Source organism: Aegicerativicinus sediminis, from assembly GCF_015476115.1.
Taxonomy (GTDB): Bacteria; Bacteroidota; Bacteroidia; order Flavobacteriales; family Flavobacteriaceae; genus Aegicerativicinus; species Aegicerativicinus sediminis.
The window spans coordinates 577,116-603,975 of record NZ_CP064295.1; the positions used below are offsets into that span (position 1 = coordinate 577,116).

At 36.0% G+C, this 26,860-nt stretch carries 25 protein-coding genes and 1 riboswitch; of the genes, 6 read left to right on the forward strand and 19 right to left on the reverse strand.

Annotation, left to right across the window (positions count from 1 at the left end):
* Nucleotides 1–12 precede the first annotated feature (12 nt).
* A riboswitch (SAM riboswitch) is annotated at nucleotides 13–124 on the reverse strand.
* A gap of 81 nt (nucleotides 125–205) precedes the next feature.
* On the reverse strand, nucleotides 206–1,759 hold the full coding sequence (locus tag ISU00_RS02595; RefSeq protein WP_228852479.1) for a hypothetical protein: 1,554 nt from the start codon (nucleotides 1,757–1,759) through the stop codon (nucleotides 206–208).
* 150 nt (nucleotides 1,760–1,909) lie between these two features.
* On the opposite strand from ISU00_RS02595, the gene ISU00_RS02600 reads away from it, so the two are divergent.
* Genes ISU00_RS02600 through leuB form a run of 4 tightly spaced genes read left to right on the forward strand, consistent with a single transcriptional unit; the run spans nucleotide 1,910 to nucleotide 6,239 of the window.
* Complete coding sequence (locus tag ISU00_RS02600; protein WP_228852480.1) at nucleotides 1,910–3,085, forward strand: 2-isopropylmalate synthase; 1,176 nt, start codon at nucleotides 1,910–1,912, stop codon at nucleotides 3,083–3,085.
* Nucleotides 3,085–4,467, forward strand: coding sequence for a 3-isopropylmalate dehydratase large subunit (gene leuC / locus ISU00_RS02605; protein WP_228852481.1), 1,383 nt, complete (start codon nucleotides 3,085–3,087; stop codon nucleotides 4,465–4,467). Before ISU00_RS02600 ends, leuC begins: the two co-directional genes overlap by 1 nt.
* A complete protein-coding gene (gene leuD, locus ISU00_RS02610) occupies nucleotides 4,468–5,085 on the forward strand; it encodes a 3-isopropylmalate dehydratase small subunit (protein ID WP_228852482.1) in 618 nt (205 codons plus the stop codon). It abuts the gene before it with no gap.
* Nucleotides 5,086–5,117: 32 nt separating this feature from the next.
* Nucleotides 5,118–6,239 carry a 3-isopropylmalate dehydrogenase gene (leuB, locus tag ISU00_RS02615; protein WP_228852483.1) on the forward strand — a complete coding sequence of 374 codons (1,122 nt, stop codon included), beginning with the start codon at nucleotides 5,118–5,120 and terminating at the stop codon, nucleotides 6,237–6,239.
* A 49-nt stretch (nucleotides 6,240–6,288) separates the two neighbouring features.
* Here leuB and ISU00_RS02620 read toward each other — a convergent pair whose 3' ends face one another.
* From ISU00_RS02620 to ISU00_RS02630, 3 genes are read right to left on the reverse strand one after another with little or no spacing between them, the layout of a single operon-like run.
* Nucleotides 6,289–8,487: an ATP-binding protein gene (locus ISU00_RS02620; protein ID WP_228852484.1), complete on the reverse strand. Its 2,199-nt coding sequence runs from the start codon at nucleotides 8,485–8,487 to the stop codon at nucleotides 6,289–6,291.
* Entirely contained in the window at nucleotides 8,484–9,263 is a 780-nt protein-coding gene (locus ISU00_RS02625; RefSeq protein WP_228852485.1) for a LytR/AlgR family response regulator transcription factor, read from the reverse strand. Before ISU00_RS02625 ends, ISU00_RS02620 begins: the two co-directional genes overlap by 4 nt.
* The gene (locus ISU00_RS02630; protein ID WP_228852486.1) at nucleotides 9,256–9,612 is read right to left on the reverse strand and encodes a hypothetical protein; all 357 of its coding nucleotides are present in this window, start codon (nucleotides 9,610–9,612) and stop codon (nucleotides 9,256–9,258) included. The genes ISU00_RS02625 and ISU00_RS02630 overlap by 8 nt, the downstream gene beginning before the upstream one ends.
* Before the next feature lie 253 nt (nucleotides 9,613–9,865).
* Between ISU00_RS02630 and ISU00_RS02635 the strand changes: the two genes are divergently transcribed.
* Both ISU00_RS02635 and ppgK read left to right on the forward strand, forming a co-directional pair.
* Nucleotides 9,866–10,564, forward strand: a complete 699-nt coding sequence (locus tag ISU00_RS02635) for a hypothetical protein (protein WP_228852487.1) — start codon at nucleotides 9,866–9,868, stop codon at nucleotides 10,562–10,564.
* A gap of 260 nt (nucleotides 10,565–10,824) precedes the next feature.
* Nucleotides 10,825–11,574 (forward strand): polyphosphate--glucose phosphotransferase, encoded by a 750-nt coding sequence (gene ppgK / locus ISU00_RS02640; RefSeq protein ID WP_228852488.1) that lies wholly within the window; start codon nucleotides 10,825–10,827, stop codon nucleotides 11,572–11,574.
* Here ppgK and argH read toward each other — a convergent pair whose 3' ends face one another.
* The 15 genes from argH to ISU00_RS02715 all read right to left on the reverse strand — a co-directional run bounded on the left by argH (nucleotide 11,575) and on the right by ISU00_RS02715 (nucleotide 26,829).
* The gene (gene argH / locus ISU00_RS02645) at nucleotides 11,575–12,849 is read right to left on the reverse strand and encodes an argininosuccinate lyase (protein ID WP_228852489.1); all 1,275 of its coding nucleotides are present in this window, start codon (nucleotides 12,847–12,849) and stop codon (nucleotides 11,575–11,577) included.
* A gap of 3 nt (nucleotides 12,850–12,852) precedes the next feature.
* Nucleotides 12,853–13,914, reverse strand: a complete 1,062-nt coding sequence (locus ISU00_RS02650) for a M20 family metallo-hydrolase (RefSeq protein WP_228852490.1) — start codon at nucleotides 13,912–13,914, stop codon at nucleotides 12,853–12,855.
* Nucleotides 13,911–14,690 carry an acetylglutamate kinase gene (gene argB / locus ISU00_RS02655; protein ID WP_228852491.1) on the reverse strand — a complete coding sequence of 260 codons (780 nt, stop codon included), beginning with the start codon at nucleotides 14,688–14,690 and terminating at the stop codon, nucleotides 13,911–13,913. Before argB ends, ISU00_RS02650 begins: the two co-directional genes overlap by 4 nt.
* A complete protein-coding gene (locus ISU00_RS02660; protein ID WP_228852492.1) occupies nucleotides 14,687–15,625 on the reverse strand; it encodes a Rossmann-fold NAD(P)-binding domain-containing protein in 939 nt (312 codons plus the stop codon). Before ISU00_RS02660 ends, argB begins: the two co-directional genes overlap by 4 nt.
* Nucleotides 15,626–16,750, reverse strand: coding sequence for an aspartate aminotransferase family protein (locus ISU00_RS02665; protein ID WP_228852493.1), 1,125 nt, complete (start codon nucleotides 16,748–16,750; stop codon nucleotides 15,626–15,628). It abuts the gene before it with no gap.
* Entirely contained in the window at nucleotides 16,747–17,547 is an 801-nt protein-coding gene (gene proC / locus ISU00_RS02670; RefSeq protein WP_228852494.1) for a pyrroline-5-carboxylate reductase, read from the reverse strand. The genes ISU00_RS02665 and proC overlap by 4 nt, the downstream gene beginning before the upstream one ends.
* Nucleotides 17,548–17,564: 17 nt before the next feature.
* Nucleotides 17,565–18,542, reverse strand: a complete 978-nt coding sequence (gene argC, locus ISU00_RS02675) for an N-acetyl-gamma-glutamyl-phosphate reductase (RefSeq protein WP_228852495.1) — start codon at nucleotides 18,540–18,542, stop codon at nucleotides 17,565–17,567.
* The gene (locus ISU00_RS02680; protein ID WP_228852496.1) at nucleotides 18,539–19,726 is read right to left on the reverse strand and encodes an argininosuccinate synthase; all 1,188 of its coding nucleotides are present in this window, start codon (nucleotides 19,724–19,726) and stop codon (nucleotides 18,539–18,541) included. Before ISU00_RS02680 ends, argC begins: the two co-directional genes overlap by 4 nt.
* On the reverse strand, nucleotides 19,723–20,343 hold the full coding sequence (locus ISU00_RS02685; RefSeq protein WP_228852497.1) for a GNAT family N-acetyltransferase: 621 nt from the start codon (nucleotides 20,341–20,343) through the stop codon (nucleotides 19,723–19,725). The genes ISU00_RS02680 and ISU00_RS02685 overlap by 4 nt, the downstream gene beginning before the upstream one ends.
* Nucleotides 20,344–20,785: 442 nt before the next feature.
* Nucleotides 20,786–21,529, reverse strand: a complete 744-nt coding sequence (locus ISU00_RS02690; RefSeq protein ID WP_228852498.1) for a 3-keto-disaccharide hydrolase — start codon at nucleotides 21,527–21,529, stop codon at nucleotides 20,786–20,788.
* Between the two features lie 16 nt (nucleotides 21,530–21,545).
* Entirely contained in the window at nucleotides 21,546–22,349 is an 804-nt protein-coding gene (locus ISU00_RS02695; RefSeq protein ID WP_228852499.1) for a 3-keto-disaccharide hydrolase, read from the reverse strand.
* Nucleotides 22,350–22,361: 12 nt separating this feature from the next.
* Nucleotides 22,362–23,414, reverse strand: a complete 1,053-nt coding sequence (locus tag ISU00_RS02700) for a sugar phosphate isomerase/epimerase family protein (protein WP_228852500.1) — start codon at nucleotides 23,412–23,414, stop codon at nucleotides 22,362–22,364.
* A gap of 1 nt (nucleotide 23,415) precedes the next feature.
* On the reverse strand, nucleotides 23,416–24,558 hold the full coding sequence (locus ISU00_RS02705) for a Gfo/Idh/MocA family protein (protein WP_228852501.1): 1,143 nt from the start codon (nucleotides 24,556–24,558) through the stop codon (nucleotides 23,416–23,418).
* 11 nt (nucleotides 24,559–24,569) lie between these two features.
* On the reverse strand, nucleotides 24,570–25,799 hold the full coding sequence (locus ISU00_RS02710; protein ID WP_228852502.1) for a nucleoside permease: 1,230 nt from the start codon (nucleotides 25,797–25,799) through the stop codon (nucleotides 24,570–24,572).
* 43 nt (nucleotides 25,800–25,842) lie between these two features.
* On the reverse strand, nucleotides 25,843–26,829 hold the full coding sequence (locus tag ISU00_RS02715; protein WP_228852503.1) for a sugar phosphate isomerase/epimerase family protein: 987 nt from the start codon (nucleotides 26,827–26,829) through the stop codon (nucleotides 25,843–25,845).
* Between the last annotated feature and the right edge of the window lie 31 nt (nucleotides 26,830–26,860).

Sequence of the window (26,860 nt, forward strand, 5' to 3'; positions counted from 1 at the left end):
TTTCTCATTTCTGTGTCATCTATCTCAACATGAGTAGAATTTAGCACCTTCTTTTTCCGAAGAACCGAAACAAGGGTTGCTAAGGCTTCAATGGGTCTAATCCCTCCACCTTTCTTGATAACATTTCAGTACAAATCCAGAACTTTGTGCTGCAAAGATTGCATTAGATTAATTGAATTTCCAAATAAATCGGAAAATTTTTATTTCAGGAGGCGTTTTTTAAAGTCAACAAATACTTCTCCCTTATGATATCGCCCACAGATCGATTTTCAATTTTACTTTCAAGCCAAGAAATTATATCAAGGTAAAGAAATGCGCGCCTTTCATAAGGATGATCAACATACTTGGTTAGTTTGGAATGCAAATTTATAAAGGCATCCTTTAAATCATGAGGGTAAATGTCTTGAAGGCCTTTGATAAAATTAATCATCTCCTTTTGTACCTCATACAAATCTTCCAATTTCAACAAATACTTATATGTACTCCTAAGAAGTGACTCCAAATGATAATCCATTCCAGCCTCGTAATGCGCGACTAAATTCAATATGCGTGCGAAACATTGGAGGTCTTCCCGCATACTTAATGAACGATTAGAGATGATTTTATTCAAATAAAAAATACACCGTTTATTATTACCTGCACCAAACTCCATACTTGCAAATTTGTAATAGAAGATCATCAAATGGTGTTCGTCTAAACGATCCTCATAATGTTTCAATTTGGCTTCCATTTTAGGAATAACTTTTAGGCCCTCCTCAAAACTACCGTCTATAAAATAGTAATTCAACTTTGCGGTTTGGGTATAAAGAAATATTAATGATTCTACATTCTCATCCCTAGGAAAATCCTTCTGATTAACTATCGATTCTAATTTTTCTAAGGTTTTACCGAATTTTGGCTTTTGTCTTAAGAAGAATAAAGCCTCCAATAAATAATTGTGCCCTTTCAAGAAAAATACAGGATGCAGATTGATCATATCTGGGTTATCATAAAATAAGGTCACCCATTTTGATGCATATTTGTAGCTATTCAAAAAGTCCTGCATTAGAAAACTATACCACAAATGTGCTTTATAAAGCCATAATTTTTCCCGGAAACCTAATTCTGAAATCTTAAATTTTGGTAGGCGACGGTAAAAATAGGCGGTTATTTTATCACCTTCCTCCTTACTTTTTGCGTAACCAGTTTTTAAGAAAAGGCCATATAATTGTAAAGAAAGATTAGACAACTTACTAGCAATTACATTGGCTGTGCTTAATTCTTTCGCTTGCACAGTAAGCTCATCCGCTCTACCACTGATACTCCGTGTTATGTATTGAGATTCTATAATTTTTTCAAGTTCAACAATTTCATATGCAAGATTTTTCTCTTCATTTTGAATTGCTAATTCCTTAGACTTATCTAATATTTTCAAACTTTGCTTATATAGACCCTTGTGGTACAAAATTGAAGCAAAATCTAATTGTTCCCTGATTTGCGAACGTACATTTTGATGTGAAGGATTGAGTTTAAGGCTGATTAGAATCTGCTTGTAAAGATGCGATTTCACATTTGCCAATTGCTGTTTTTTAACAATGCCGCTTTTTAAAATTTCAGCTTCATCATATACAGAGGCCTTGTCTAAAAGGTTAAATAAATTCAGAAATTTTGAATCTGAATTAACACCTAAACGCCCTACATAAAGTTTGAATTGTCGTTTTTCAGACTTGTTCAAAGACTTAATGAGTAAAAACAAGTTATCTTTTGGCCCTTTTATCATCAAATAAAATAAAGTATTAACTACTGATTTTCAATATATTAAATTGGAAGCAATTAATTTAAACATCGTAAGCCTTCCATTTTTTAAATACCTTTTTCCTTGCCTAGAATCTATTTTCGTAGTACAATACTAAAAATATATTTTTTTATAATGCCTGAAACAACTATTCAAATATTTGATACAACTTTAAGAGATGGGGAACAAGTTCCTGGATGTAAGTTAAACACCAAACAAAAACTTGTTATTGCAGAGAAACTAGATGAACTTGGAGTTGACATTATTGAAGCAGGATTTCCTGTCTCCAGCCCAGGAGACTTTGAATCTGTAGTAGAAATTTCAAAAATTGTCAAAAATGCTACTGTTTGTGGATTAACAAGAGCAAATGAAAATGATATTAAAGTAGCCGCTGAAGCCTTAAAATTGGCTAGAACTCCTCGCATACATACAGGAATTGGCACTTCAGAATCCCACATTACCCACAAATTTAAATCCACACAAGAGAAAATATTAGAACGAGCTTATGAAGCGGTTAAGTATGCCAAAAGCTTTGTTGAGGATGTGGAATTTTATGCTGAAGATGCTGGAAGAACAGACAACGAGTATTTAGCTCGGGTTTGTGAAGCAGCCATTAAAGCAGGTGCAACCGTCTTGAATATTCCAGACACAACGGGATATTGTTTACCCAATGAATATGGAGCAAAAATTAAATACCTAAAAGAAAACGTAAAGGGTATTGAAAAAGCAATACTGTCTTGCCACTGCCATAACGATTTGGGTCTTGCCACGGCTAATTCAATTGAAGGTGTGATAAATGGGGCGAGGCAGATTGAATGTACCATAAATGGTATAGGAGAGCGCGCCGGAAATACTGCTTTGGAAGAGGTTGTTATGATATTAAAGCAACACCCATACTTAAATTTTAATACCAACATTAATACTTCCATGTTATATGGTATGAGTCAGTTGGTTTCAGATAGCATGGGTATTTATACTCAACCTAATAAAGCTATTGTTGGGAGCAACGCTTTCGCACACAGTTCCGGAATACACCAAGATGGGGTAATCAAAAATCGTGAAACGTACGAAATTATTGATCCTAAGGATGTTGGAGTTACCGAATCTGCAATTGTTTTAACAGCGCGAAGTGGTAGAGCCGCATTGGCTTATCGAGCCAAAAATATCGGTTATAATTTAACTAAATTACAGTTGGATGAAATATACAGCAATTTCCTAGATCTTGCCGACACCAAAAAAGAAGTGAATGATAATGACATTCACCAAATAATAGAAAAAAGTAAAGTTTACAAAGAAATTATTTCTGCTTAATGAAAAAGACCCTATTCGATAAAGTTTGGGATGCGCATGTCGTTGATTCAATTGAAAACGGTCCAGATATTCTATATATCGACAAACATTTAATACACGAAGTAACAAGCCCGCAAGCCTTCAATGAATTAGAAACTCGCGGGATTCCAATTTTTAGACCCCAACAGGTGGTCGCTACCGCAGACCACAATACTCCTACTGTCGACCAACATTTACCAGTTAAGGATTTATTGTCTAGAAAGCAGTTGAAACAGTTGGCAGAAAATTGCGAAAAGAACGATATTACCTTTTACGGTTTAGGCCATCCTTATAATGGTATTGTACATGTAATGGCACCTGAATTAGGCATAACCCAACCAGGAATGACCATTGTCTGTGGTGACAGCCATACCTCTACCCATGGCGCTTTTGGCACCATTGCTTTTGGTATCGGAACTAGTCAAGTTGCCCAGGTTTTTGCAAGTCAGTGTTTATTGCTTTCAAAACCAAAAAGCATGAGAATTACCGTGAATGGCAAGTTGAAACCTGGCGTGCTTCCAAAGGATGTTATTCTTTATATTATTTCTGAAATAGGAACCGATGCTGGCACCGGACATTTTTGTGAATATGCTGGAGATGTGTTTGAGAACATGAGTATGGAAGGCCGTATGACGGTTTGTAATATGAGTATTGAAATGGGTGCTCGCGGCGGTATGATTGCACCTGACGAGACGACTTTTGAATATGTAAAAGGACGGGAATTTGCTCCTAAAGGTTTAGAATATGAACAAGCGGTTGCCTATTGGAAAACCCTACCGACAGATAACGGAGCAATTTTCGATAAAGAAATTCATTTTGATGCTGCCGACATAGAGCCGATGGTTACCTATGGGACAAACCCAGGTATGGGTATTAAAATTAATGGCAGCATCCCTGTTGAGAATGATGAATCTTTTAAAAAATCTTTGCAGTATATGAACTTCAAGGCCGGGGAATCGCTGGTCAACAAACCAATTAACTACGTGTTTATAGGAAGCTGTACAAATTCTCGTATAGAGGATTTCCGTATTGCAGCTGACTATATAAAAGGAAAACAAAAAGCTGAAAATGTTACGGCTTGGTTAGTTCCTGGAAGCAAACAAGTGGAAGCCCAAATTATTGAAGAAGGATTAAAAGATATTTTTGAAGAAGCTGGTTTCAAGTTAAGACAGCCCGGCTGTTCCGCTTGTTTGGCAATGAATGATGATAAAATTCCTGAAGGCGAATATTGCGTTTCAACCTCCAACAGAAATTTTGAAGGTAGACAAGGACAAGGTGCACGTACTATTTTGGCTAGCCCGCTTACTGCTGCCGCAACGGCAATCTCAGGAAAAATAATCGATGTAAGCGCTCAATTGAATTAAATGGAAAAATTTACAACCTTAATATCAACTGCAGTTCCGTTAGAAATTGAAAACATCGACACGGATCAAATAATCCCGGCGCGTTTCTTAAAAGCCACAGATAAACAAGGGTTTGGTGACAATGCTTTTAGGGACTGGAGATTTAAGAAAGACGGAAGTCTTAATCCAGAATTTTCCTTAAACAATCCTAAGTACGATGGCAGCATATTAGTTGCTGGCAATAATTTTGGATGTGGATCTAGTAGGGAACATGCCGCTTGGGCTTTGGTTGGCTATGGTTTTAAGGTAGTTCTTAGCAGCTTTTTTGCTGATATTTTTAGAGGTAATGCCCTTAATAATGGATTGTTACCTGTTCAGGTTAGCGAAGGATTTCTTGATAATCTTTTTGAAACTATAAAGAAAAATCCGGAAACTGAATTAAAAGTGAATTTGGAAGATCAGACTGTTTCGATTATAGGAACTAACAAAACTGAAAGTTTTGATATTGATGCCTACAAAAAAACTTGTATGATTAATGGGTATGATGATATTGACTATTTAATAAGTCAAAAATCCCTAATCCAGCGGTTTGAAAATAAAAAAGCTTCCAATCGACATATAGAAACTGAAGTAGAATAAAAGAACAACTAGGCTTTAAGTCCTAGATACATATGAAATTACAAATTGCAGTATTAGCAGGAGATGGAATTGGACCAGAGGTAACGAATGAGGCTATAAAGGTCCTAAAATCTATTGCCACAGAGTTTAATCATACATTTATTTTTAAAAGTGCTGATGTTGGAGCAATCGCCATTGACAATCATGGTGACCCCTTACCAGAATCTACATTAGATCTATGTAAGGAATCAGATGCTGTATTGTTTGGTGCCATAGGCCATCCTAAATATGACAATGATCCTTCAGCGAAGGTAAGGCCAGAGCAAGGGCTTCTAAAATTGCGCAAGTCTCTCGGGTTGTATGCAAACATTCGTCCGGTTAAAGCTTATAACAGCCTTTTAAGTAAATCTCCATTGAAACGTGATAATATTAAGGACACGGATATTAGTATTTATCGTGAGTTAACAGGAGGGATTTATTTTGGCGAAAAAACACTTTCAGAAGATGGCAACCATGCTTCTGATTTATGTTCTTATTCTAAGGAAGAAATTGAGCGTATTGCTCACTTAGCATTTAAAGCAGCTCAATCTAGAAAAAATAAGGTTACCTTGGTTGATAAGGCCAATGTTCTTGAAACTTCCCGATTATGGAGAAGAGTAGTCACTGAATTGGCCAAAGAGCATTATCCAGATGTGGAATTGGATTTTCTATTTATAGATAATGCAGCCATGCAGATGATACTTAATCCGAAACAATTTGATGTTTTGTTGACCGAGAATATGTTTGGAGACATTATTTCGGATGAGGCAAGTGTTATTGGAGGTTCAATTGGATTATTGGCATCAGCATCAGTGGGAGACAAATATTCAATGTTCGAACCTATCCACGGTTCCTATCCGCAAGCAACAGGGAAAGGCATCGCCAATCCATTGGCATCAATCCTTTCTGCTGCTATGTTATTAGATCATTTCGAGCTTTACGAAGAAGCTGAACTTATACGCGAGGGGGTTGAGAAATCACTTAAACTCAACATTACTACCCCCGATTTAAATGCGAGATTCAATAATATCACCACCCAAAAAGTTGGAGATTTTATTGAAGATTTTATTGCGCATCCTAAAGATTCAAACTTAAATTTCACTAACATTCATTTGGGTCAGTCAACTATTATTTAAAGAAATCTATTAAATAATGGTATGGGAGCGCTCGAAAGGCGCTCCTTTTTTATTTGTTGTCCAAAGCAGCCAAAATTTTCACCACTAGATCTTCACTATTGTAAGGTTTGGAAATATATTCTTCCATTCCTGCAGCCAAACATTTGTTAACCTCAGATTCTAAAATATTTGCCGTCATTGCAATAATTGGCGTCGGTTTAAGATTCTCAAATTTTTCTATTTCCCGAATTTTAATTGTCGTTTCACATCCATTTAAAATAGGCATATGCATATCCATAAAAATTAGATCAAATTTATTCTTCTTAAACAAGCTTAACGCCTCTTCACCATTTTTGGCAATTGATAAATTTGGATTTTTAAAATAATACTCAAGATCATCTTTTATAACCATAAGGTTAAATTCATCATCGTCAACCAATAGAATTTCTAATCCCTCTATCCTTTTGGCATTTGATGTGTCCTCTAGAATTACTTCAATATCCTCTAGTTCCGTATCCGGCACTTTAAATGGAATTTCGAAATAAAATGTGCTGCCCACTCCTTGCTCACTTTCTAACCAGATGGTACCTCCCTGTAGTTCAATTAATTTTTTTGCAATGCTTAGTCCCAAACCGGTGCCTTTATAAATTTGAGATTTTGACATTTCACCCTGCTCAAACGTATCAAAAACTAAGTCCTGTTGTTCTTTTGGGATCCCTATCCCTGTATCTCTAACCGCAAACCGCAAACGCTGACCTTCATTAGTCATTTCTATTAAAACAGAACCTTCATCAGTAAACTTCAAAGAATTGCCAATTAGGTTAATTAAAATTTGATTAAGTCGACTATAATCTCCAATAATTAATGAAGGAACATTAGAATCAATTTGCATTGAAATTTTAATACCCTTTTCATCGGCTTTTAAGGCAAAAAGATGCAAAATTTCGTCAATTAATTTGGCAGGATTGAATGCCTTATTTTCAATTTTAAGTTTTCCTGATTCAATCTTAGACAAATCAAGGATATCATCCAACAATACCGATAAATTATCCGAACTAGTCTTAATGGCACGCAAATATTCTTCTAAATTACCTGATTTTGGATTTCTTAAAAGAGAATTTGACATACCTGAAATTGCATGCATAGGGGTTCTTATTTCATGGCTCATGTTTGCCAAAAATTGTTCCTTGTGCCTTTCAGAAATTTGAGCTTTAGTTCTTTCTTTTTCAATTTCCCGTTTCTGCCTTTCAATTAATTTGAGTCGATTAATTAGAATAATAAGAATCGGGACAATTACTATTAAAACTATTATGGATCCATAAATGATAATTCTTTGTCTGTAAAACTTTTCATCCAATAATTTCTGCTGAAGTTTAATTCGATCTTCATTTAAGGATTGATTAATAGAAAACAGTCTCATACCTGAATCGTAGGATGCCAAATCTTTGTTTACTTCATCAAAAGCCATATCGTGTTCTATAGCATCTTCAAACTCTCCAAGATCGTAATGGATATATTTTAATTGTACATGAGCATTAGACTGCTGCTGTTTAAAATTGTTGTCTAAAGCAATCTTTAAGCCTTTTTCTGTATAATATAGAGCACTATCAAGTACTCCCATGGCTTTATAACAAGTGCCTATATTTATATTTCTATGGGATAGGGCTCTTAAATCTTTGGTGGCAAGCGACTTCTTTGCATAACTCAAGGCTTGAGACGGAAGGCTATCTATTAATAATGCATAAAAGGTGATATTGGCATTTGCAATAAGGGTTTCATCTTGAGATTCTTCAGCTTCGTTTAACGATTGGTTGGCTAAATTAAAGGCTTCTTCAATTTGTTTGTTGAGAAAATAGTTAAAGGCCAAGGTACCGCGAACATTTGTTTTCAGTTGCTTATCGGTACTTTCATAAACTGAAGCCAAGGCCAATTCTAAATAATTCACCGCTTTTCCGTATTGAACAAAAGATGAATTCAACCAACCCATTTTATGATAAAAATTCGGACGAATTTCTTTAACTAATTGCAAATCAGGATTTTCGTTTATCAATCGTTCTAGACGTGCTCCTCGGAAATAAGCTTCATTATAATTCTCGTCTTTGGTTAAATATTCTAAAAAAAGGTTGTACAAAATGTCTATCTCCTTCTCCGCATTAACGGATCCAGAAATTTTCTCGTATTCAAGGTTTAAACTATCACTGCGTTTCGATGGGTAGTTCTGAAAATTAAACGAAAATATCAGGAGAATTACGACAAAAACTTTCATCATAACAAATGATAATCTAACCAAGTTTTAAGGGATTGCCGTCGCCTTCGTGAAACTGGTAATTTTTGTCCTGTCATTAAAATTATATATCCAAGATTTTGTGAAGTTTCGGCAATATGTGTACGGTTGACTAAAAAAGATTTATGATTTCTAAAAAAAGCTTTGTCAACCAACAAATCCTCCAAGTCTGCCAAAGTTTTAGAAACTAATTTTTTGGCACCTGTGGAAAGGTGGATTTTACTGTAATTTCTATCCCCTTCTATATAAATTATTTCTTTCAAGGGCAGATGAAGTTCACCACTCTGAGTACGCAAACTCAAAATCTTATCGGCAGATTCCTTTAGGTCAGAATTTTTAATGGCTAATCTAATATTCTGGATAGAATTAGAACTCCTAATGTTAGCCTTAAACCGTTTTATTGCATTCTTTAATTCATCTATATCGAATGGTTTTAAAAGATAGTCCAGAGCATTAAAGCGAATAGCTTTTATAGCATAATGACGATAAGATGTTATAAAAATGGTATTGAAGGAAATATCACTTAGTTTAGATAACATTTCGAACCCAGTCATATCAGACATCTCAACATCTAAGAACACTAAATCCGGTTTTAACTTGGCTATTTTTTGCAAACCTTCTTCACCATTATTGCCAACTCCTAACAAGTGAAGTTCAGGAAAATATTGTTTTAGTTTATCTGATAAAAGATCAACGATAAAAGGGTCGTCGTCTATAACCAGACATCCGTAAGATTTTAAATTTTGGTTGGAGTTATTCAAAACCTTGGTCTATAATTGCAGTAGCTTCATTAACAGCCTCTTCTAAGATAATAATTATATCATCAACTAGAACTTCAATTTCAGAAAATGGCATGGTCTCATATTCAAATTCCAATCTCTGAACATGGAGTATTTGGTCCGTAATCCCAAAAAATTGAAGTTGTGGGCTCATTTTATGAAGAACTTGACGAATATTCAATCTGTTCTTTTGTGACATGGCAAGATTCAATTGCTCCAATCTTTCTGGAATAAGGACTTTGAATTGTTCAAGATACTTAAGAATTCGATTTGAATCTCCTTTAGCCACTTGATAAACATTTTCAAGTTTTAAATGCTTTGTATCAGACATTGCTATTAATTAGAGAGGGAGGAGTGCCCTCTAAGTTAATGGAAATTCTTTTACATAAGCGATTTAATGATCATTCGGCAATTAACCCATATAATGCCATTTGATAAACCGTTCGATAAAGGTTTTTCTAATAGATAAATATCATTTGGTTTAGGACCAAGTAGTTATGTAATATTAGGGTAACGATTCCCGAACTACCTATTCCCACTAAACATCCTCTTATCATTGTTGCTATTAATTAAACTTTAACAATATGAAACGCTTATTAATCTTATCAATGCTAACACTTTTTATATATGGATGTAGTGAGACCGAACCCATTGATAACCAAAATCCAGATGCTTCTTTACAATTTTCAACAGCCGTTAAAAAGCTAATGGACAATAAGGATTTTAATGATTTTGTTATCCAAAAAAATTCTGAATATGCTTTAAGAACTTCTGGTGGAAATTCTAACAGTAATGGAGTAATGGTTATTGAAATGGAAGGTGGCATAATTTACGGATTTGGAACCGGTCGCGGATTTGTATTTTTTGGGAGTGAAAAAGCTTCTACTAAAATTCTTCCAAATGGTTTAGCTCAATTAAAGGCCAATACTAGTGATCCATTCTGTTTTATTTTTGACTTTATGGAAGGCGGTTATTCAAATGGCTGTTATGAGGATCCTCAAGGACATTTTACCATTAATCTTACAGGCGAACTTTTAATAGATGAAGCTCCTTGGGGTACCTACTATTTTGTAATACCTCCTTATAAAACAGCTTCAGTATTTAAGGCAACAAATATAAAGTTAAGCGATGAGAATACTTTCTATGATGAGGAAACCGGCATGGAATATTGCCTTGGGGACGCCACTGTCGAAAAAACTCTTAATTTCAAATTAGTTGATAAAGCCAATAACAACGGAAATGGTTCGGGATCAGATTTCTTATGGGATTTAGATTTAAAATAACATTGTTCTGATTTACCAACCAAGTGGGGAGAAAAAACGCATAATAGTATTATGCGTTTTTATTTTTATATTTCTAAAGACATGAAATTCAATAAAAATCAATAGTAAATTACCATATCACATTGATTTGATATAATGTATCGTCTTAATTTTTTCATTTGCCTCTTTCCTTGTATCAAAGAAAATAAAGAGTTATAACTCAACATAAATGAGTCACCTAAAAAGTTTTGTTACTTTTGTCTGTGCATTAAATAATTCTTATGGTTGTATTAGGGATAGATGTAGGTGGTTCTGGAATGAAAGGCGGTTTGGTAGACACTATTACAGGTGAGATGATAACTGAACGTTTTCGTATTCCTACCCCTCCTACGCGACATCCCGAAGAAATGGCCGAAGTTTTCAAGCAAATTGTAGATCACTTCGACTACAACGGACCTGTTGGTTGTGGGTTTCCAACGATAATAAAACATGGCGTCTGTCTATCCCCTGGAAATTTAAATGAGGAGTGGGAACACCTTAATGTAAAGGAATTATTTTCAAATGCGTGCGGGCTACCGGTAACAGTGATTAACGATGCTGATGCTGCCGGATATGCAGTAATGAATTTCGGAATTGGAAAAGGAAAAATGGGCATGGTATTAATGATTACAATCGGCACAGGTTTAGGAAGTGGTGCTTTTTGGGATGGCGAATTAATTCCTAATTTTGAAATGGGCCAAATACCCTACAAAAAGTATAAGAAAATTGAAACTTGGGCAGCTGCTTCTGCAAAAGAACGTGAAAACCTTAGTTTTAAGAAATGGGGCAAACGCTTTAATAAATTTCTTGAAATCGTAGAATTATTAGTCTGTCCAGATCTCATTATTCTGGGTGGCGGTACTTCAGATGATTTTGATGCTTATAAAAAATACATTACAATCGAAACCCCAGTAATACCTGCTAAATTAGGAAATCATGCTGGAATCGTAGGTGCAGCAGTTGCGGCACTTCACGAGGCACCAAAAAATTGATTATTCCGGAAATTTATTTCTAATTGCATCTAGTGCCAAATTACCCATACTCCCAACATGTGTATGTTTTTTTGAGGTATCTGGTGTATAAGTGCCTATTTCGACCTCTCCTCCTATTTTCTGATAAGCTTCCCTAAAACTCATACCGTTTTCAACCAGTGTATTGATATTATCGACCGTGAAAAGATATTTATACTTCTCGTCATGTAGATCTACATCCTTAACAATGATTTGTTGAATAGAAAAATTAAATATGTCTAGGATATCCTTCATATCTTCTATAGACACTATCATGTTTTCTTTAAGTAATTGATAGTCTCTATGATATCCGCTAGGTAAATTATTTGTTATCAGTAACATTTCAGAATATAAAGCTTGAATTTTGTTAGACTTTCCACGAATCAACTCAAATACATCAGGGTTCTTTTTGTGTGGCATTATGCTACTTCCCGTTGTAAGTTCATCTGGGAAAGAAACAAAACTGAAATTCTGGCTCATGTACAAACAAATATCCATGGCAAAACGTCCTAGGGTATTTGCCAGGCTGCCAAGCACCATACTTATTGTTCGTTCACTTTTTCCACGTGACATTTGTGCGGCAACTACATTATATTTCAAAGTAGAAAACCCCATTTCTCGAGTTGTCATTTCCCTATCTATACCAAAGGAACTTCCATACCCGGCAGCTGAACCTAAAGGATTTTGGTCGACATTTTTAAAAGCAGCATCAAGCAAATTAACGTCATCAATCAACATTTCAGCATATGCGGAAAACCAAAGCCCAAAAGAAGATGGCATAGCCACCTGTAAATGTGTATAACCCGGCAAAAGCTTGTCTTTATAGCTCTCAGCCAATTCAAGTAGAGTATTAAAAAAGGTCTTAGTTTTTTCTTTTATTTGAAGTAATTCCGCCTTGTAATACAGATGAAGAGCAACCAAAACTTGATCATTTCTACTACGGGAGGTATGAATTTTTTTGCCTATTTCGTCGTATTCCTTAGTAAGTTCAAATTCTATTTTAGAATGCACATCTTCAAACCAGGATTCAATTTTAAATTCACCGATTTCAATCTGCTTCATCAATTTGTCTAAACCTTCCAATAGCTTGACTAACTCATCTTTAGTAAGAATTCCAATCTTCTCAAGCATTTTGGCGTGTGCTTTTGAAGCAATTACATCATACTTGGCGATATGAATATCTACTTCCCTATCATTGCCAACGGTAAACGATTCTATTTTCTTATCTATTGAAATACCCTTGTCCCAAAGTTTCATAACCTACAATACTTTTTCTAATAATTCTATATATATATCAATACCTTCTTCAATTTCATAAAGATGAATAAACTCATCTGCTGAATGCGACCGAATACTATCTCCCGGCCCCATTTTTAAGGATGGACAAGATAGGACGGCCTGGTCTGATAACGTTGGTGAACCATAGGTATTTCTACCAATCGAAATACCAGCCTTTACAAGAGCATGATCCATTGGAATCGAAGATGAATTAAGTCTTAAACTACGTGCTTCTATAGAGTGAACAGGTGCTTCAGACTTTAGTATCTCAACAATTTCCTTGTTTGTGTATGAATCGTTTACCCTCACATCCACCACAATATTCACATCCGAAGGAACTGCATTATGTTGCAGACCTCCGCTTATTTGTGAAACGGTCAATTTTACATCACCAAGTGTTTCTGAACCTTTTTCGAACTTATAATTTTTAAACCATTCTAAAACTGGTATACAATTATAAATGGCATTATCATCATTCGGATGTGCAGCATGACTAGGAGTTCCTTTAACGATAACATCAAAAACTACTAGACCCTTTTCTGCTACGGCCAAATGCATTTGAGTTGGTTCTCCTACAATAGCCACATCGATATTTGGAATAATTTTTAACATGGAGTTGAGTCCATTTGGCCCGCTGCTTTCTTCCTCAGCGGATGCAACCATAACCAAGTTATATTGCAGGTCTTTTCGACTAAAGAAATAAGCGAATACAGACAACAACGATACTAAACATCCACCTGCATCATTACTCCCCAACCCGTACAACTTGCCATCTTCCACTTCTGCCTTAAATGGGTCTTTTGTATATGCTTTGTTAGGCTTTACTGTATCATGGTGTGAGTTAAGCAACAACGTAGGTTTCGAAGCATCAAAATATTTATTGACGGCCCAAATATTGTTTTTCGTTCTTTTAAAGGGAATATCTTGAATTTGAAACCAAGATTCTATATGTACCGCAGTTCCTTCCTCCTCCGAAGAGAACGATTGCGTTTCAATTAAATTCTTCAGTAATTCAACCGCTTGTATTTTTAAGGTTTCCTTCATAACGTTAGTGTTGTATGAACCGTGTCCTTACCAAAAATCATATTAGGCAATCCGATATGCACTTCAGTTACTCCATTTTCCAAGGCATGAAAACAATTCTTCATTTTTGGCAACATACCATCAGCTATGGTTCCATTCTCAACTAAGGTGGGGTAATTTTTAGAATTAATATCCTCCATAACAGATTGATCATCTGCAACATCCCTAAGAACCCCAGCCTTTTCAAAGCAATAATATAAATCCACTTCATAAACATTAGAAAGACCTATAGACAATTCAGAGGCGATAGTATCTGCATTGGTATTTAGCAATTGACCTTTACCATCATGCGTTATGGCACAAAATACAGGAGTTATATTGGCTTCAATAAAAGTTTTCAAAATATGATGGTCCACTCCTTTAACATCCCCAACCCAACCATAATCAATTTCCTTAACGGGTCTTTTTTCAGACCTTATAATATTAGCATCCGCACCCGTTAAGCCTAATGCATTACAATTGAATTTTTGCAGTTTTGCTACAATGTCCTTATTGATTTTCCCAGCATAAACCATTGTTATTATATCTAAGGTTTGATCATCTGTAATCCTACGGCCATCAATCATTTTAACTTCAACACCCATCACGGATGATAATCGGCTAGCTAATTTTCCACCGCCATGCACCAAAACTTTTGGCCCTTCAATTTCTGAAAAATCACTTAAAAATGAATCCAACACCTCAGCATTATCAATAATATTGCCGCCTATTTTAACCACTTTTAATCTCGATTTCATAACATGGAATCTAAAATTGATTTTAGTACAACTTGAGCAGCAAAGGTTCGGTTATTCGCTTGTTGAAGCACAACGGAATTATCGCTGTCTAAAACGGAATCCTCAACTACGACATTTCTTCTGACGGGAAGACAGTGCATAAATTTTGCATTACCTAACTTCTCTGAAGTCATCATCCAATTCGGATCTTCATTTAAAATCTGCCCATAATCATTATAGTTACTCCAATTTTTAACGTATACAAAATCCGCGTCTTTAATAGCCTCATCCTGATTATAAACTATTTTTGAATCTTTTGTAACCAGCGGATTTAATTCATAACCTTCTGGATGGGTAATTACAAAATCAACATCCATTCGGTGCATAGTTGAAACAAAGGAATTTGGGACAGCTTGAGGTAATGCTTTAGGATGTGGTGCCCATGATAAAACTACCTTAGGTCTTGGTTTTGAAGCCAATTCCGTTATGGTAATGGCATCTGCCAAACCTTGCAACGGATGAGCCGTAGCACTTTCCATACTTATAATAGGAACTGTAGCATATTTCAAAAAATTGCTTAAAACATATTCAGACTCATCCTTCGCCTTATCCTTTAAACCAGGAAACGCACGAACAGCAATTATATCGGCATACTGGGAAATGACTGCAGCAGCCTCTTTCACATGTTCGGAGGTTGAACCATTCATAACAGTACCGTCAGAAAATTCTAGGTTCCAGGCATCATTTACATTTAAAACCATTACCTCCATTCCCAAATTACGCGCAGCTTTTTCAGTACTTAACCGAGTACGAAGACTGGCATTGAAAAATAACATCGCAAGGGTTTTGTTCTTACCTAAACTTTGAAATTTAAAAGGATCCATTTTTAACAAAATAGCCTCTTTTATTATTTCTGATAGATCTGGAATGTCGTTAATATCAGTATACTTCTTCATTTATAATTCTTTTTCCAACGAATTAAAAAACTGATCGAAATGAGCTTCTTTAACCGTTAGCGGGGGTAATAATCGTATGAGGTTTGGGTTGTTGGCGCTACCAGTAAAAATGTGATGGTCGTAAATTAATTTTTTTCTAATGTCTGCAACTTTAAAATCGAATTCCAAACCAAGCATTAGGCCCCTTCCTTTAATTCCTTTCAACTTTTTAAGCCCTTTTGCCCTTTCCATAAAATAATTTGAAACCTTCTTCACATTATCGGCTATGGATTGTTCTTTTAAAACTTTTAAAACTGAAATTCCCGCAGCGCAAGCCAAATGATTACCTCCAAAGGTTGTTCCTAACAATCCGTATGAAGCTTTAAACTTAGGATGAATTAATATACCCCCTATAGGAAAACCATTACCCATACCTTTGGCCAAAGAAATAATATCAGGGGTTAAACCATGTTTTTGAAAGGCAAAAAAGTCGCCTGTACGCATATAACCAGACTGTACTTCGTCAGCAATTAATGCGGTATTTGTGTCATCACAAATTTCGCTTACGGCCTTATAAAATTCAGTAGTACTCTCATCTAAACCACCTACACCCTGTATATATTCAACAATAACTGCACAAGTTTCATTTTTTTCCAATATAGATTTAACCATCTCAATGTCTCCAAACGCAACAAAATCTACTTGTTGTTGAGCATTCAATGGGGCGACAATCTTAGGATTATCTGTTGCTACAACCGCAGCCGAAGTGCGGCCATGAAAAGAATTTTTAAATGCTAGTATTTTAGATTTACCATTATGGAAAGAGGCTAATTTCAAGGCATTTTCATTGGCTTCTGCACCAGAATTGCATAGGAACAATTGATAATCTAGACAACCCGATAATTCTCCCAAGCGTTGATCCAATTCTTCTTGTAGCGGGTTTTGGATAGCATTACTATAAAAACCTAATCTTGCAACCTGTTCTTGTATCGCTTTAACATAATCTGGTTGTGCGTGGCCAATTGAAATCACTGCATGCCCTCCATATAAATCCAGATATTTTACACCCTTATCATCGTAAACCCAAACATCTTCAGCTTTTACTGGTGTAATATCGAATAAAGGATACACATTAAACAAACTCATAACTGTTCCTTTTTGATATTGTTAATTTTATTAAACGAGGCTACCATTCCCTGAATTAAGGAGGAACTTAGCCCCTTGTGTTCCATTTCGTTTAGGCCTTCAATCGTGCAACCCTTAGGTGTTGTTACTTTGTCTATTTCCTCCTCAGGATGGTTACCCGTTGTTATTAGCAAATTTGCCGCTCCCTCGCAAGTATACATCGCCAATTCTTGTGCTTCAGCACTATCAAAGCCTAATTGAATTGCAGCTTGAGTTGTGGCTCGGATCAATCGCATCCAAAAAGCAATTCCACTTGCACAAACTACAGTCGCAGCCTGCATTTGCGTTTCAGGAATTATAATAGAATGACCCAATCTATTGAATATAGCTTTCGCTATTTTTATGCGTTTTTCCCCAAGGGAATTACTACAAAGGCAAGTCATAGATTTACCAACCGCTATAGCAGTATTCGGCATAGCCCTAATAATATATTGGTTATCACCGACCACTGATTCTATTCGTGAAATGCCGTAACCCGTAATTGTTGATATGATGACATGCTTTTCAGTTAGATGTTCTTTAATACTTTTTAAAATACTTTCAAAATGTGAAGGCTGAACAGCAAAAATTAGTATGTCAGATTTTTGCACCGCCTCCAAATTATCCGAGGTTAAACGAACGTTAGTATAACCATCAAACTCTTTCAATGCGTCTAAATGTCTCCTTGTTAGGTACAGGCTTGTAATGGCATTATTGGTTATAAGACCTTTTGCAATTGATCGTCCCAAGTTTCCGGTTCCTATAATGGCAATTTTCATGGTTAGTTTTATTGAAATTAGAAATAATTGGCTTTTGTGTTAAGGCCAGTAGTTTCATTAAAACCAAACATCAAATTCATGTTTTGTACAGCCTGACCAGAAGCTCCTTTTAAGAGATTGTCGATAATTGAAGTTATTAATAATACATCTTGGTGTTTTTCCACATGCACCAAACATTTATTTGTATTCACAACTTGTTTTAAGTGAAGGGTATCATTACTTACATGGGTAAACGTTGCTTCGGAATAATATGTATTAAACAATTCGGAAGCATCTTTAGAGTTGCCTTCAAAAGCCGTATATGCCGTAGCAAATATGCCTCTCGAGAAATTTCCTCTCATTGGAAGAAACCTCAACGGCTTATTGTATGTAGACTGCAGAGCTTTAACAGATTCTGTAATTTCACCCAAATGTTGGTGGCCAAAAGGCTTATAATAAGAAATGTTATTATCTCTCCATGTAAAATGAGTGGTTTCAGATAAGGAAACTCCAGCCCCAGTTGCACCGGTCATTGCATTAATGTGAACATCATCCTGAAGCATGCCTTCTTTTGCCAATGGCAATAAAGCTAATTGAATAGCAGTGGCAAAACAACCTGGATTGGCAATTGCATTAGCCCCTTCAATTTTAGATTTATTTAATTCAGGAAGGCCATATACAAATTCATACTCTTGAAAATTAGCATCTGCATTTAACCGAAAATCATTGCTTAAATCAATAATCTTGGTTGCATTACTAAATGTATTTTTCTCTAAAAATGCTTTTGAATTTCCGTGACCTAAACAGAGAAAAAGAGTATCAACTTCTTTATCAATTTTATCGGTAAACTTTAATTCGGTGCTACCCACCAAATCTTGGTGCACTTTATAAAATGGATTTCCTGCATTGGACGTACTGTATACGAAGCCTATTTCAACCTCGGGATGATTCAGTAATATTCTCAATAACTCTCCTGCTGTATAACCCGCTCCACCAACAATCCCGACTTTAATCATTCTGTTGAATTTAATTGGTGATACATTTTGTTTTGGTTACCAAAAATCTTAATAAAACCTTTGGCATCGTCGGCGGTCCAACCTTTATTCATTTCACCATAGCTGCCAAATTTAGCATTCATAAGATCGTGTGGGGAAGAAATACCATCTAATTTAAAATGGTAAGGTCTCAGGGTGACATAAACCTCACCGGTTACTTTATCTTGACTATTTTGTAAAAAGGCTTCAATATCTCGCATTACCGGGTCTAAATATTGACCTTCATGTAAATGCATACCATAAAAACTGGATAAATAATCCTTATGCTGTAATTGCCATTTACTGAGTGTATGCTTTTCAAGTAAATGATGTGCTTTCAAAATAATTAGGGCTGCGGAAGCTTCAAATCCAACTCTACCTTTAATACCTACGATTGTGTCCCCCACATGAATATCTCTCCCAATTGCATAAGCAGAAGCTATCTCTCCCAATTTCTCAATCAACCTTTCAGGTTTGTTTTCAGAACCATTAATAGCAGTTAACTCTCCTTTAACAAACGATAGGGTCACTTTCTTTTCTCCCACTTCTTTTAACTGAGATGGATATGCAGCATCTGGCAAGGCCTTTTCTGAAGTTAAGGTTTCAACCCCACCCACACTGGTACCCCATAAACCACGATTAATGGAGTATTGTGCTTTTTCCCAAGACATATCGATACCATTGTTTTTCAGATATTCTATTTCCTCCTGCCGTGATAAGCGCAAATCCCTAATCGGTGTTATTATCTCAATATTCGGCGCCAATGTTTGGAAAATCATATCGAATCGAACTTGGTCATTTCCCGCCCCTGTACTTCCATGTGCAATAAAATCTGCTCCAATCTTTTTGGCATAATTAACAATCTCAATTGCCTGAATAATTCTTTCCGCACTAACAGAAAGTGGGTAGGTGTTATTTTTTAGGACATTACCAAAAATCAGATATTTAATAACTTTTTGGTAGTAAGTCTCGATAGAATCTAAATTCTTGTAAGTAGCAACCCCCATCTTATAGGCGTTAGATTCTATTTTCTGTATTTCTTCCTTGGTGAATCCACCTGTATTGACACTTACCGCATGCACTTCAAAACCTAAATCTTTTGATAGGTGCACTGCGCAATATGAAGTATCTAATCCACCGCTATATGCTAAAACTACTTTTTTCATGATCTTTCTTTCTTTAAGAACATTTTTTCCTTTATACTTTTTAACCTATTAAACACCTTTGGCTTAACCACTTTTTTGGGCTCATCTTTTTCCTGAACTTTAGGGTCGTACAACATCCCCGTGCAAAGGCACAAACGCTGTTCTGTACGCTGAAGAACATCGTAATTTTTACAGGATTGGCAGCCGTCCCAAAAACTTTGATCATCCGTTAATTCTGAAAACGGAACTGGCTTATAGCCCAATTCGGTATTCATTTTCATAACTGCTAGACCAGTTGTAATACTGAAGACTTTTGCTTCCGGATATTTTGTTCTGGAAAGTTGAAAAACCTTGTGCTTAATTTGCTTTGCCACACCTTGACCTCGATAATCCGGGTGCACAATCAAACCAGAGTTTGCAACAAACTTGCCGTGACCCCAAGTTTCTATATAGCAGAAACCTACAAACTTATCACCATCTAAAGCGATTACAGCATTTCCGTTTTCAATCTTTTTTATGACGTACTCTGGTGTTCGTTTGGCAATACCCGTACCACGAACACTTGCCGATTCTGCAATCGTTTGGCAGATAATGTCGGCATAAATACAATGAGATTTATCAGCAATAACAATAGTCATTGTTCGAATTTTCTAGTTTAATAAAGTTAAAAAAATGAAATTTGTTTGAGAGGGGAACCGGACTCACCTAAGTTCCAATAATAGTGTACTACCCTTACGGGCGACGAGGGTAAGATGGGAAAGGGCGGATATTCTCTTCTACTGCTTTAGGAGCAGGCTTTAAATAATAGACTTGTCTTCCTATTAAATAAACAGGAAGCGCAATCATTATAATAAGAATTAAATAACCCATCTTTTCAAATTAAACAGAATAAATAAATTCCGTCTGCCGTTTTCTTAAACGAAGGGTAAAAGTACAATATAAATTAATTGAGAGCTGAAAAATGAGTTTTTATTAATACAAATTTTACAATACTTGATTTTTAGCATGTAAAAATTATGAATTTTATAAGAAATCTCAATCATTACTCATAATTCTTAAACAAGAAATAATTTATTAACCTTAAAACGGTTTAATTTTTATGTTTCTAAACCAAACCTTGTTCCCATGATCTTGAAGCCCTATATGTCCCTTATGATACTTGCCGAAATATTCCCACCCCTTAAACTTGGAATTGTCTAGCATGTTTTGCCATTCATCTCCTTGGACTGGAAAAGTGATAGGTTCATTCCCGTTTATACTAATGCTTCCTTTATTTTCCTTATAATTTATTTCAATTAGGCATGAATTCCATTCACCTGCAGGATTAATAGCCTCGGGAGGATATGCCACTAAATCATATAAAGAACCCGCCTTGTGTGTGCCCCCAGCAACTTTAGCATCTGGGTGTCTTTCATTGTCCAAAATTTGGATTTCTGGACCAGTTTCATAAGCCTCAGGGCGTTTTCCTTCTTCTGATACTGCCCAAAAAATTCCACTATTTCCGCCTTCAGATATCCTCCAGTCTAAAGAAAGAATAAAACTTTCATAAGTATCCTTTGTAATAATATTTTTATAACCTTCAGGATCTGGAGTAAACATTAACGTTCCGTCTTGTTCAATAGTCCAATTTGCATAAATTGAATCAGCTAAATACCCTCGCCAATGGTCTAAATTTGTACCATCGAATAAATATATCCAATCATTTTCTTCCACCTTAACTTCTTCGTCCACAAATTTTTCTGTAGCTAAGGTTTCATCTTCACTTTTATCTTTACAAGACAACACCAAAACTAACGTCAACAATATTAACTGAATGTTTCTCATCAATGTGCTTTTAATTTTATAATTCCCTTACCCAAATATTCCTATAACTGACCCCACTCTTATCACCATGATCTTGCAACATCAACGGCCCATCTCCATGGGCTTCATTTTTCGGCCAACCAATGTATTCTGTTGTTCCTTTAATTTCAGTATTATCTTGAATTAAAACGCCATTTAGAAAAACGGTAATATTGCCCGACTTTGCTTTATCCCCATTGCTATCAAACTCAGGAGCATGGTAAACTACATCATATCTATTCCACTGCCCTGTTGGCAAAGCGGCATGTACCAATGGTGGAGTTTGCTTATAAATTGAACCTACTTGGCCATTAACATAGGTATCATTATCATTATTATCTAACACCTGTAATTCGTACTTTCCTTGAAGGAATATGCCACTATTGCTCTTACTTTGATTTGATCCTTTGGAATCTGGATTAGAACGCCATTCAACATGTAGCTGTATATCCCCAAAATTACGTTTGGTTTGAATATTACCAGTCTGGTCCTTAACAGTCATACTCCCATCCGAATTCAAATCCCATTTAACCTCAGTAGAGTCATTAGTGCTTACCCATTGTTCAAAATTACTTCCATCAAAAAGTATAATCGCATCAGACGGTATACCAGTTTCAGGATTGATTGAAACTACAGGTGGTTTAGGTGAATAATACTCTGTTTGTTCGGGTGTGGTGGGTTCTTTTTCAGTGATTGTTTCAGTGACTGTTGTTTGTTCTGTAGATTGTTGTGGTTGGCCTTTTTTCACATCTTCACAAGAAGCCAAAAAAACCACAACTAATAGGGGAAAAATGTTCCGCATTAAAAGTCTAGATTAAATTCCTAAAATATTTTTTAATTGATTCTCATCTACACCACCTCCTGCAAAATCGTCAAATGCTCTTGTAGTGGCTTCGATAATATGTTTTTTTATAAAGGGCGCACCTTCTCGAGCACCTTGTTCAGGACTTTTAATGACACATTCCCACTCAAGTACTGCCCATACATCACAACCATATTCAGTTAATTTTGAGAAAACCTTCTTAAAATCGACCTGACCATCTCCAGGGGATCGGTACCTCCCTGCGCGGTCCCTCCAATCACCATAGCCACCAAAAGTTCCCTTTTTACCGGTAGGGTTAAATTCAGAATCTTTGACATGGAATACCTTAATAAAATCATGATAGTGATCAATGTATTCTATGTAATCTAATTGCTGCAAAACAAAATGAGAAGGATCATATAAAATATTGGCTCGTTTATGATTATTGGTTGCCGCAAGGAAACGCTCAAAAGTAACCCCATCATGAATATCTTCAACCGGATGCACCTCATAACAACAATCCACTCCGTACTCCTCAAAAACATCTAATATAGGAACCCAACGTTTAGCCAATTCTTTAAATCCCATATCAACTAAACCTTTGGGTTGCTGAGGCCATGGATGCATAAATGGCCATAGTAAGGAACCTGAAAATGTTGCGTGGGCATTTATACCAAGTCTTCTACTTACCAATGCCGCTTTTTTCACTTGATCAATTGCCCACTCGGTTCTGGCCTTATAATTCCCTTTAATATTTTCCGGCGCAAAAGTATCGAACATAATATCATGGGCAGGATGAACGGCAACTAACTGACCTTGAATATGTGTAGACAATTCTGTTATTTCTAATCCATAATCATTAACCTTACCCTTAAGCTCATCGCAATAGGTTTCACTTTCAGCAGCCTTATCCAAATCGAAAATCCTTAAGTCATTTGTTGGTATCTGTATACCCAAATAACCCAAATCTTTCACCCATTTACATAGTCCATCTAAAGTATTGTAAGGCTCTATGTCATTTAAAAATTGAGCAAGGAAAATGGCCGGTCCTTTTATGGTTTTCATATTAAATCTTATCTATTGAAGTCCAAACATTACCATTTTTATGAGATTCCACAGCCTTTTCTATAAAACTCATTCCGCGAACACCATCTATCATTGTTGGAAATTCACCATGGTCATATTTTTCTTTGTTGATTGCCTTTGCCACACCTTTATAAATGTTACCCATAGAATCGAAAATACCCTCTGGGTGACCAGGTGGTAATTTTGTACCATCCAATGAAAGTTCACTATTATAACTATGACCAGGTTTAAGAACTTGTAAAGGCTTGCCCTCCTCCATTAAATAAAGATAATTTGGGTTTTCTTGTTCCCATTTAAGACCTGCCTTATCACCGTAAACTTTAACGACAAAACTGTTCTCTTCACCAGTAGCTATTTGACTGGCGCAAATAAGACCTTTCACATTTCCAGAAGCTCTTAATAGTACGGTCCCGTCGATGTCCATCTTATTATCATCATACAAATAATTGAGATCTGCCAAGATAGATTCTATTGTGCAACCGCTAACATATTCTAACATATCGAATGCATGGGTACCTATATCACCAATGCAACAGCTTATACCTGATTTTTCTGGATTTAACCTCCACGTAGTTTGGCGCTTTTCTTTATCGTGAATAATGGGGTTTATCCAGCCTTGATAGTATTGCGCATCTATCTTTTGAATTTTACCTATAACCCCAGATTTCACTAATTCACGCATTTGACGAACCATAGGATATCCTGTATACGTATAGGTTACCGCAAAGACAGTTTTCGATTTTTGAAGGGTAGCATGAAGATCTTTAGCTTCCTCAAAAGTGGTGGTCATAGGTTTCTCGCAAATGACGTTAAAACCATTTTCCAACAACTTCTTGGCCATAGGATAATGCAAGAAGTTGGGGGTTAAGATAGAGACCACCTGCATCCGTTTGTCTGCTGGCAATTTCAGTTCTTCTTCAATTAAGGTATCAAAATCCTTATAAACCCTATCGGTTGGTAATCCTATTTGTTCAGCAAAACCAACATTATCTTCAAATTTGGGGTTAAATACACCTCCAACAAGTTGATATTTATCGAACATTGCTGATGCAACTCTATGCAAAACTCCAATGAGAGAATCTCCTCCTCCTCCGAGAATACCTAACCTAATTTTATTACTCATTATTAAAATATCTATTCTTTATATTCTACTTTTTCATCTTTAAACATTACAGCAAACAACAAGAATACGGCTGCTGCAAAAAGTGCTGGGAATATCCATATATTCTCCCAACTATGATTGTTCTCAGAGATTAGGTACATATCTCCAATTTGTCCGGCTACCCAGAACCCTATTAACATACCCAAACCATAAGTAGCCAAAGTTATAAGTCCTTGTGCAGCACTTTTAATTTTTGGCCCCGCCTTTGTATCGGTGTAAATCTGCCCTGAAACAAAGAAGAAATCATAACAAATACCATGTAAAGCTATTCCTATAACCAACATGAAAAACAGATCGCCAGAATTTCCAAAAGCAAACAATACATACCTCAGCATCCAAGCGAACATACCAAACAACAAGGTTTTCTTAAATCCATAACGCTTGAAGAAAACTGGCAACAATAACATAAACAAAACTTCAGATAATTGACCAAGAGAAGCCCAAGCTGTAGAATTTTCAACCTTTGACTCTGTAAGGAAAACACTGATAAGCTGATAATAAAATGCCAACGGGATACAGATTAGCACAGAAGACAGGAAGAAAATTAAATAATTTTTGTTTTTCAAAAGACCCAAAGCCTCTAAGCCTAATATGTCGGAAACAGTTGCTTTTTCTCCCTTAGCAACTTTTGGAGGAGTTTTTGGTAAAGTGAAGCTGAATAATCCTAGAACTGCGGAAGCAATTGATACCATTAAAAAGGTATTAGACAACATACCTTGGGCAATGTTCTCCATAGAATCCCAAGCAAACGCAAAACTTATTATGAGTCCAGCCAAAATCCAACCAATAGTACCAAAAACCCTAACCATTGGAAATTGTTTTGCCGGGTCTGTCATTTGATTGAAAGAAACTGAATTGACTAATGCCAAGGTCGGCATATAGGCTATCATATAACCTAAAACTAATGGATAAAATCCTCCAAAATCAGTTGAGACCGACATTAAATACATAAGAATTGCACCAATTAAATGCAACACACCTAAAATTCTCTCCGCATTGAAAAAACGGTCAGCTATAAGTCCTATAATAAAAGGAGCTATAATAGCGCCCCAAGATTGGGTGGAATATGCCATTGCTGTTTCTGCACCTGTGGCACTTAAATTATTTCCTAAAAAGGTGCCAAGGGTGACAAACCAGCCTCCCCAAATAAAAAATTCGAGGAACATCATAAAAGACAGCTGCCATTGAATGGATTTTTTCATATTGGATTAATCGTATTAGTTGGTGTATAGTTAGTGAACGAATTTAATTCAAAGATTCGGCAGATTTCAAAAGCAATGTTTTGGTAGCCAATATACCCTCTTCTTCTGATAGACGATTGCCTTCATATTCCACATCAATATATCCTGTGTAGCCTGCATCCTTCACAATTTTTAGCAAACGTGGATAATCTAATTTGGTTTCATAACCCTCCTTATTAAAATCATAGGATTTTGCACTTACACCTTTAGCCATTGCCATAAGCATTTCAATTCCCTTATAAATATCCGGATATTCCTCAACACATTCGCCCCAACGCTCCCCATTACCTCTTTTGATACAGAAATTTCCAAAATCTGGCAATGTGCCAACATTATCTCTTCTAACAGCCTTTAATACAGCTAACATTTTTGGTGGATCAGAAGAAAGCCATCCATGGTTTTCAACAATTACATTGATATTTTTTGTCCCAGCATATTCCGCAAGCTTTCTAAGTCCATCTTCAGCAGCCTTAGACCATTCTTCCGGATCATTGCTCCCAAACACGTTAACGCGAATGCTATGACAGCCTAAAAAAGCAGCAGCATCTACCCATTTTTTATGGTTCTCTACCGCCTCATTTCGTTCTTCTTCTTTTGGTGAAGCCAAATCCCCTTCACCATCAATCATTATCAAGACATTTTCAATTCCATGGTCGGAACTTTTTTGTTTAAGAGTGTCAAGAACAGCCTCAAGTCCAATTTCTTCAATTTGGTTTCTATACAATTGGCTCACATATTCTATCCCGGTAAAACCATATTCCTTAGCTTTTTCAGCAAATTCAAAAGGACTAAGATTTCCATCTGGCCCCATGGCACGGTGCAAAGACCATTGAGCTAAGGATAGCTTAAAAAACGGAGCCGTATCTACTAAAGAGTCAGATTGAACGGTTTCATCCGTAGTAGTTTCTTTTTCAGAGTTTTTACAGCTAAAAACTGTTAGGGCACCAACCAATAATAACGCAATAATTTTGTGGGAGAAATGTGAATTCATTGAAAAAACTAGGGTTTAATTTAGAAATTAG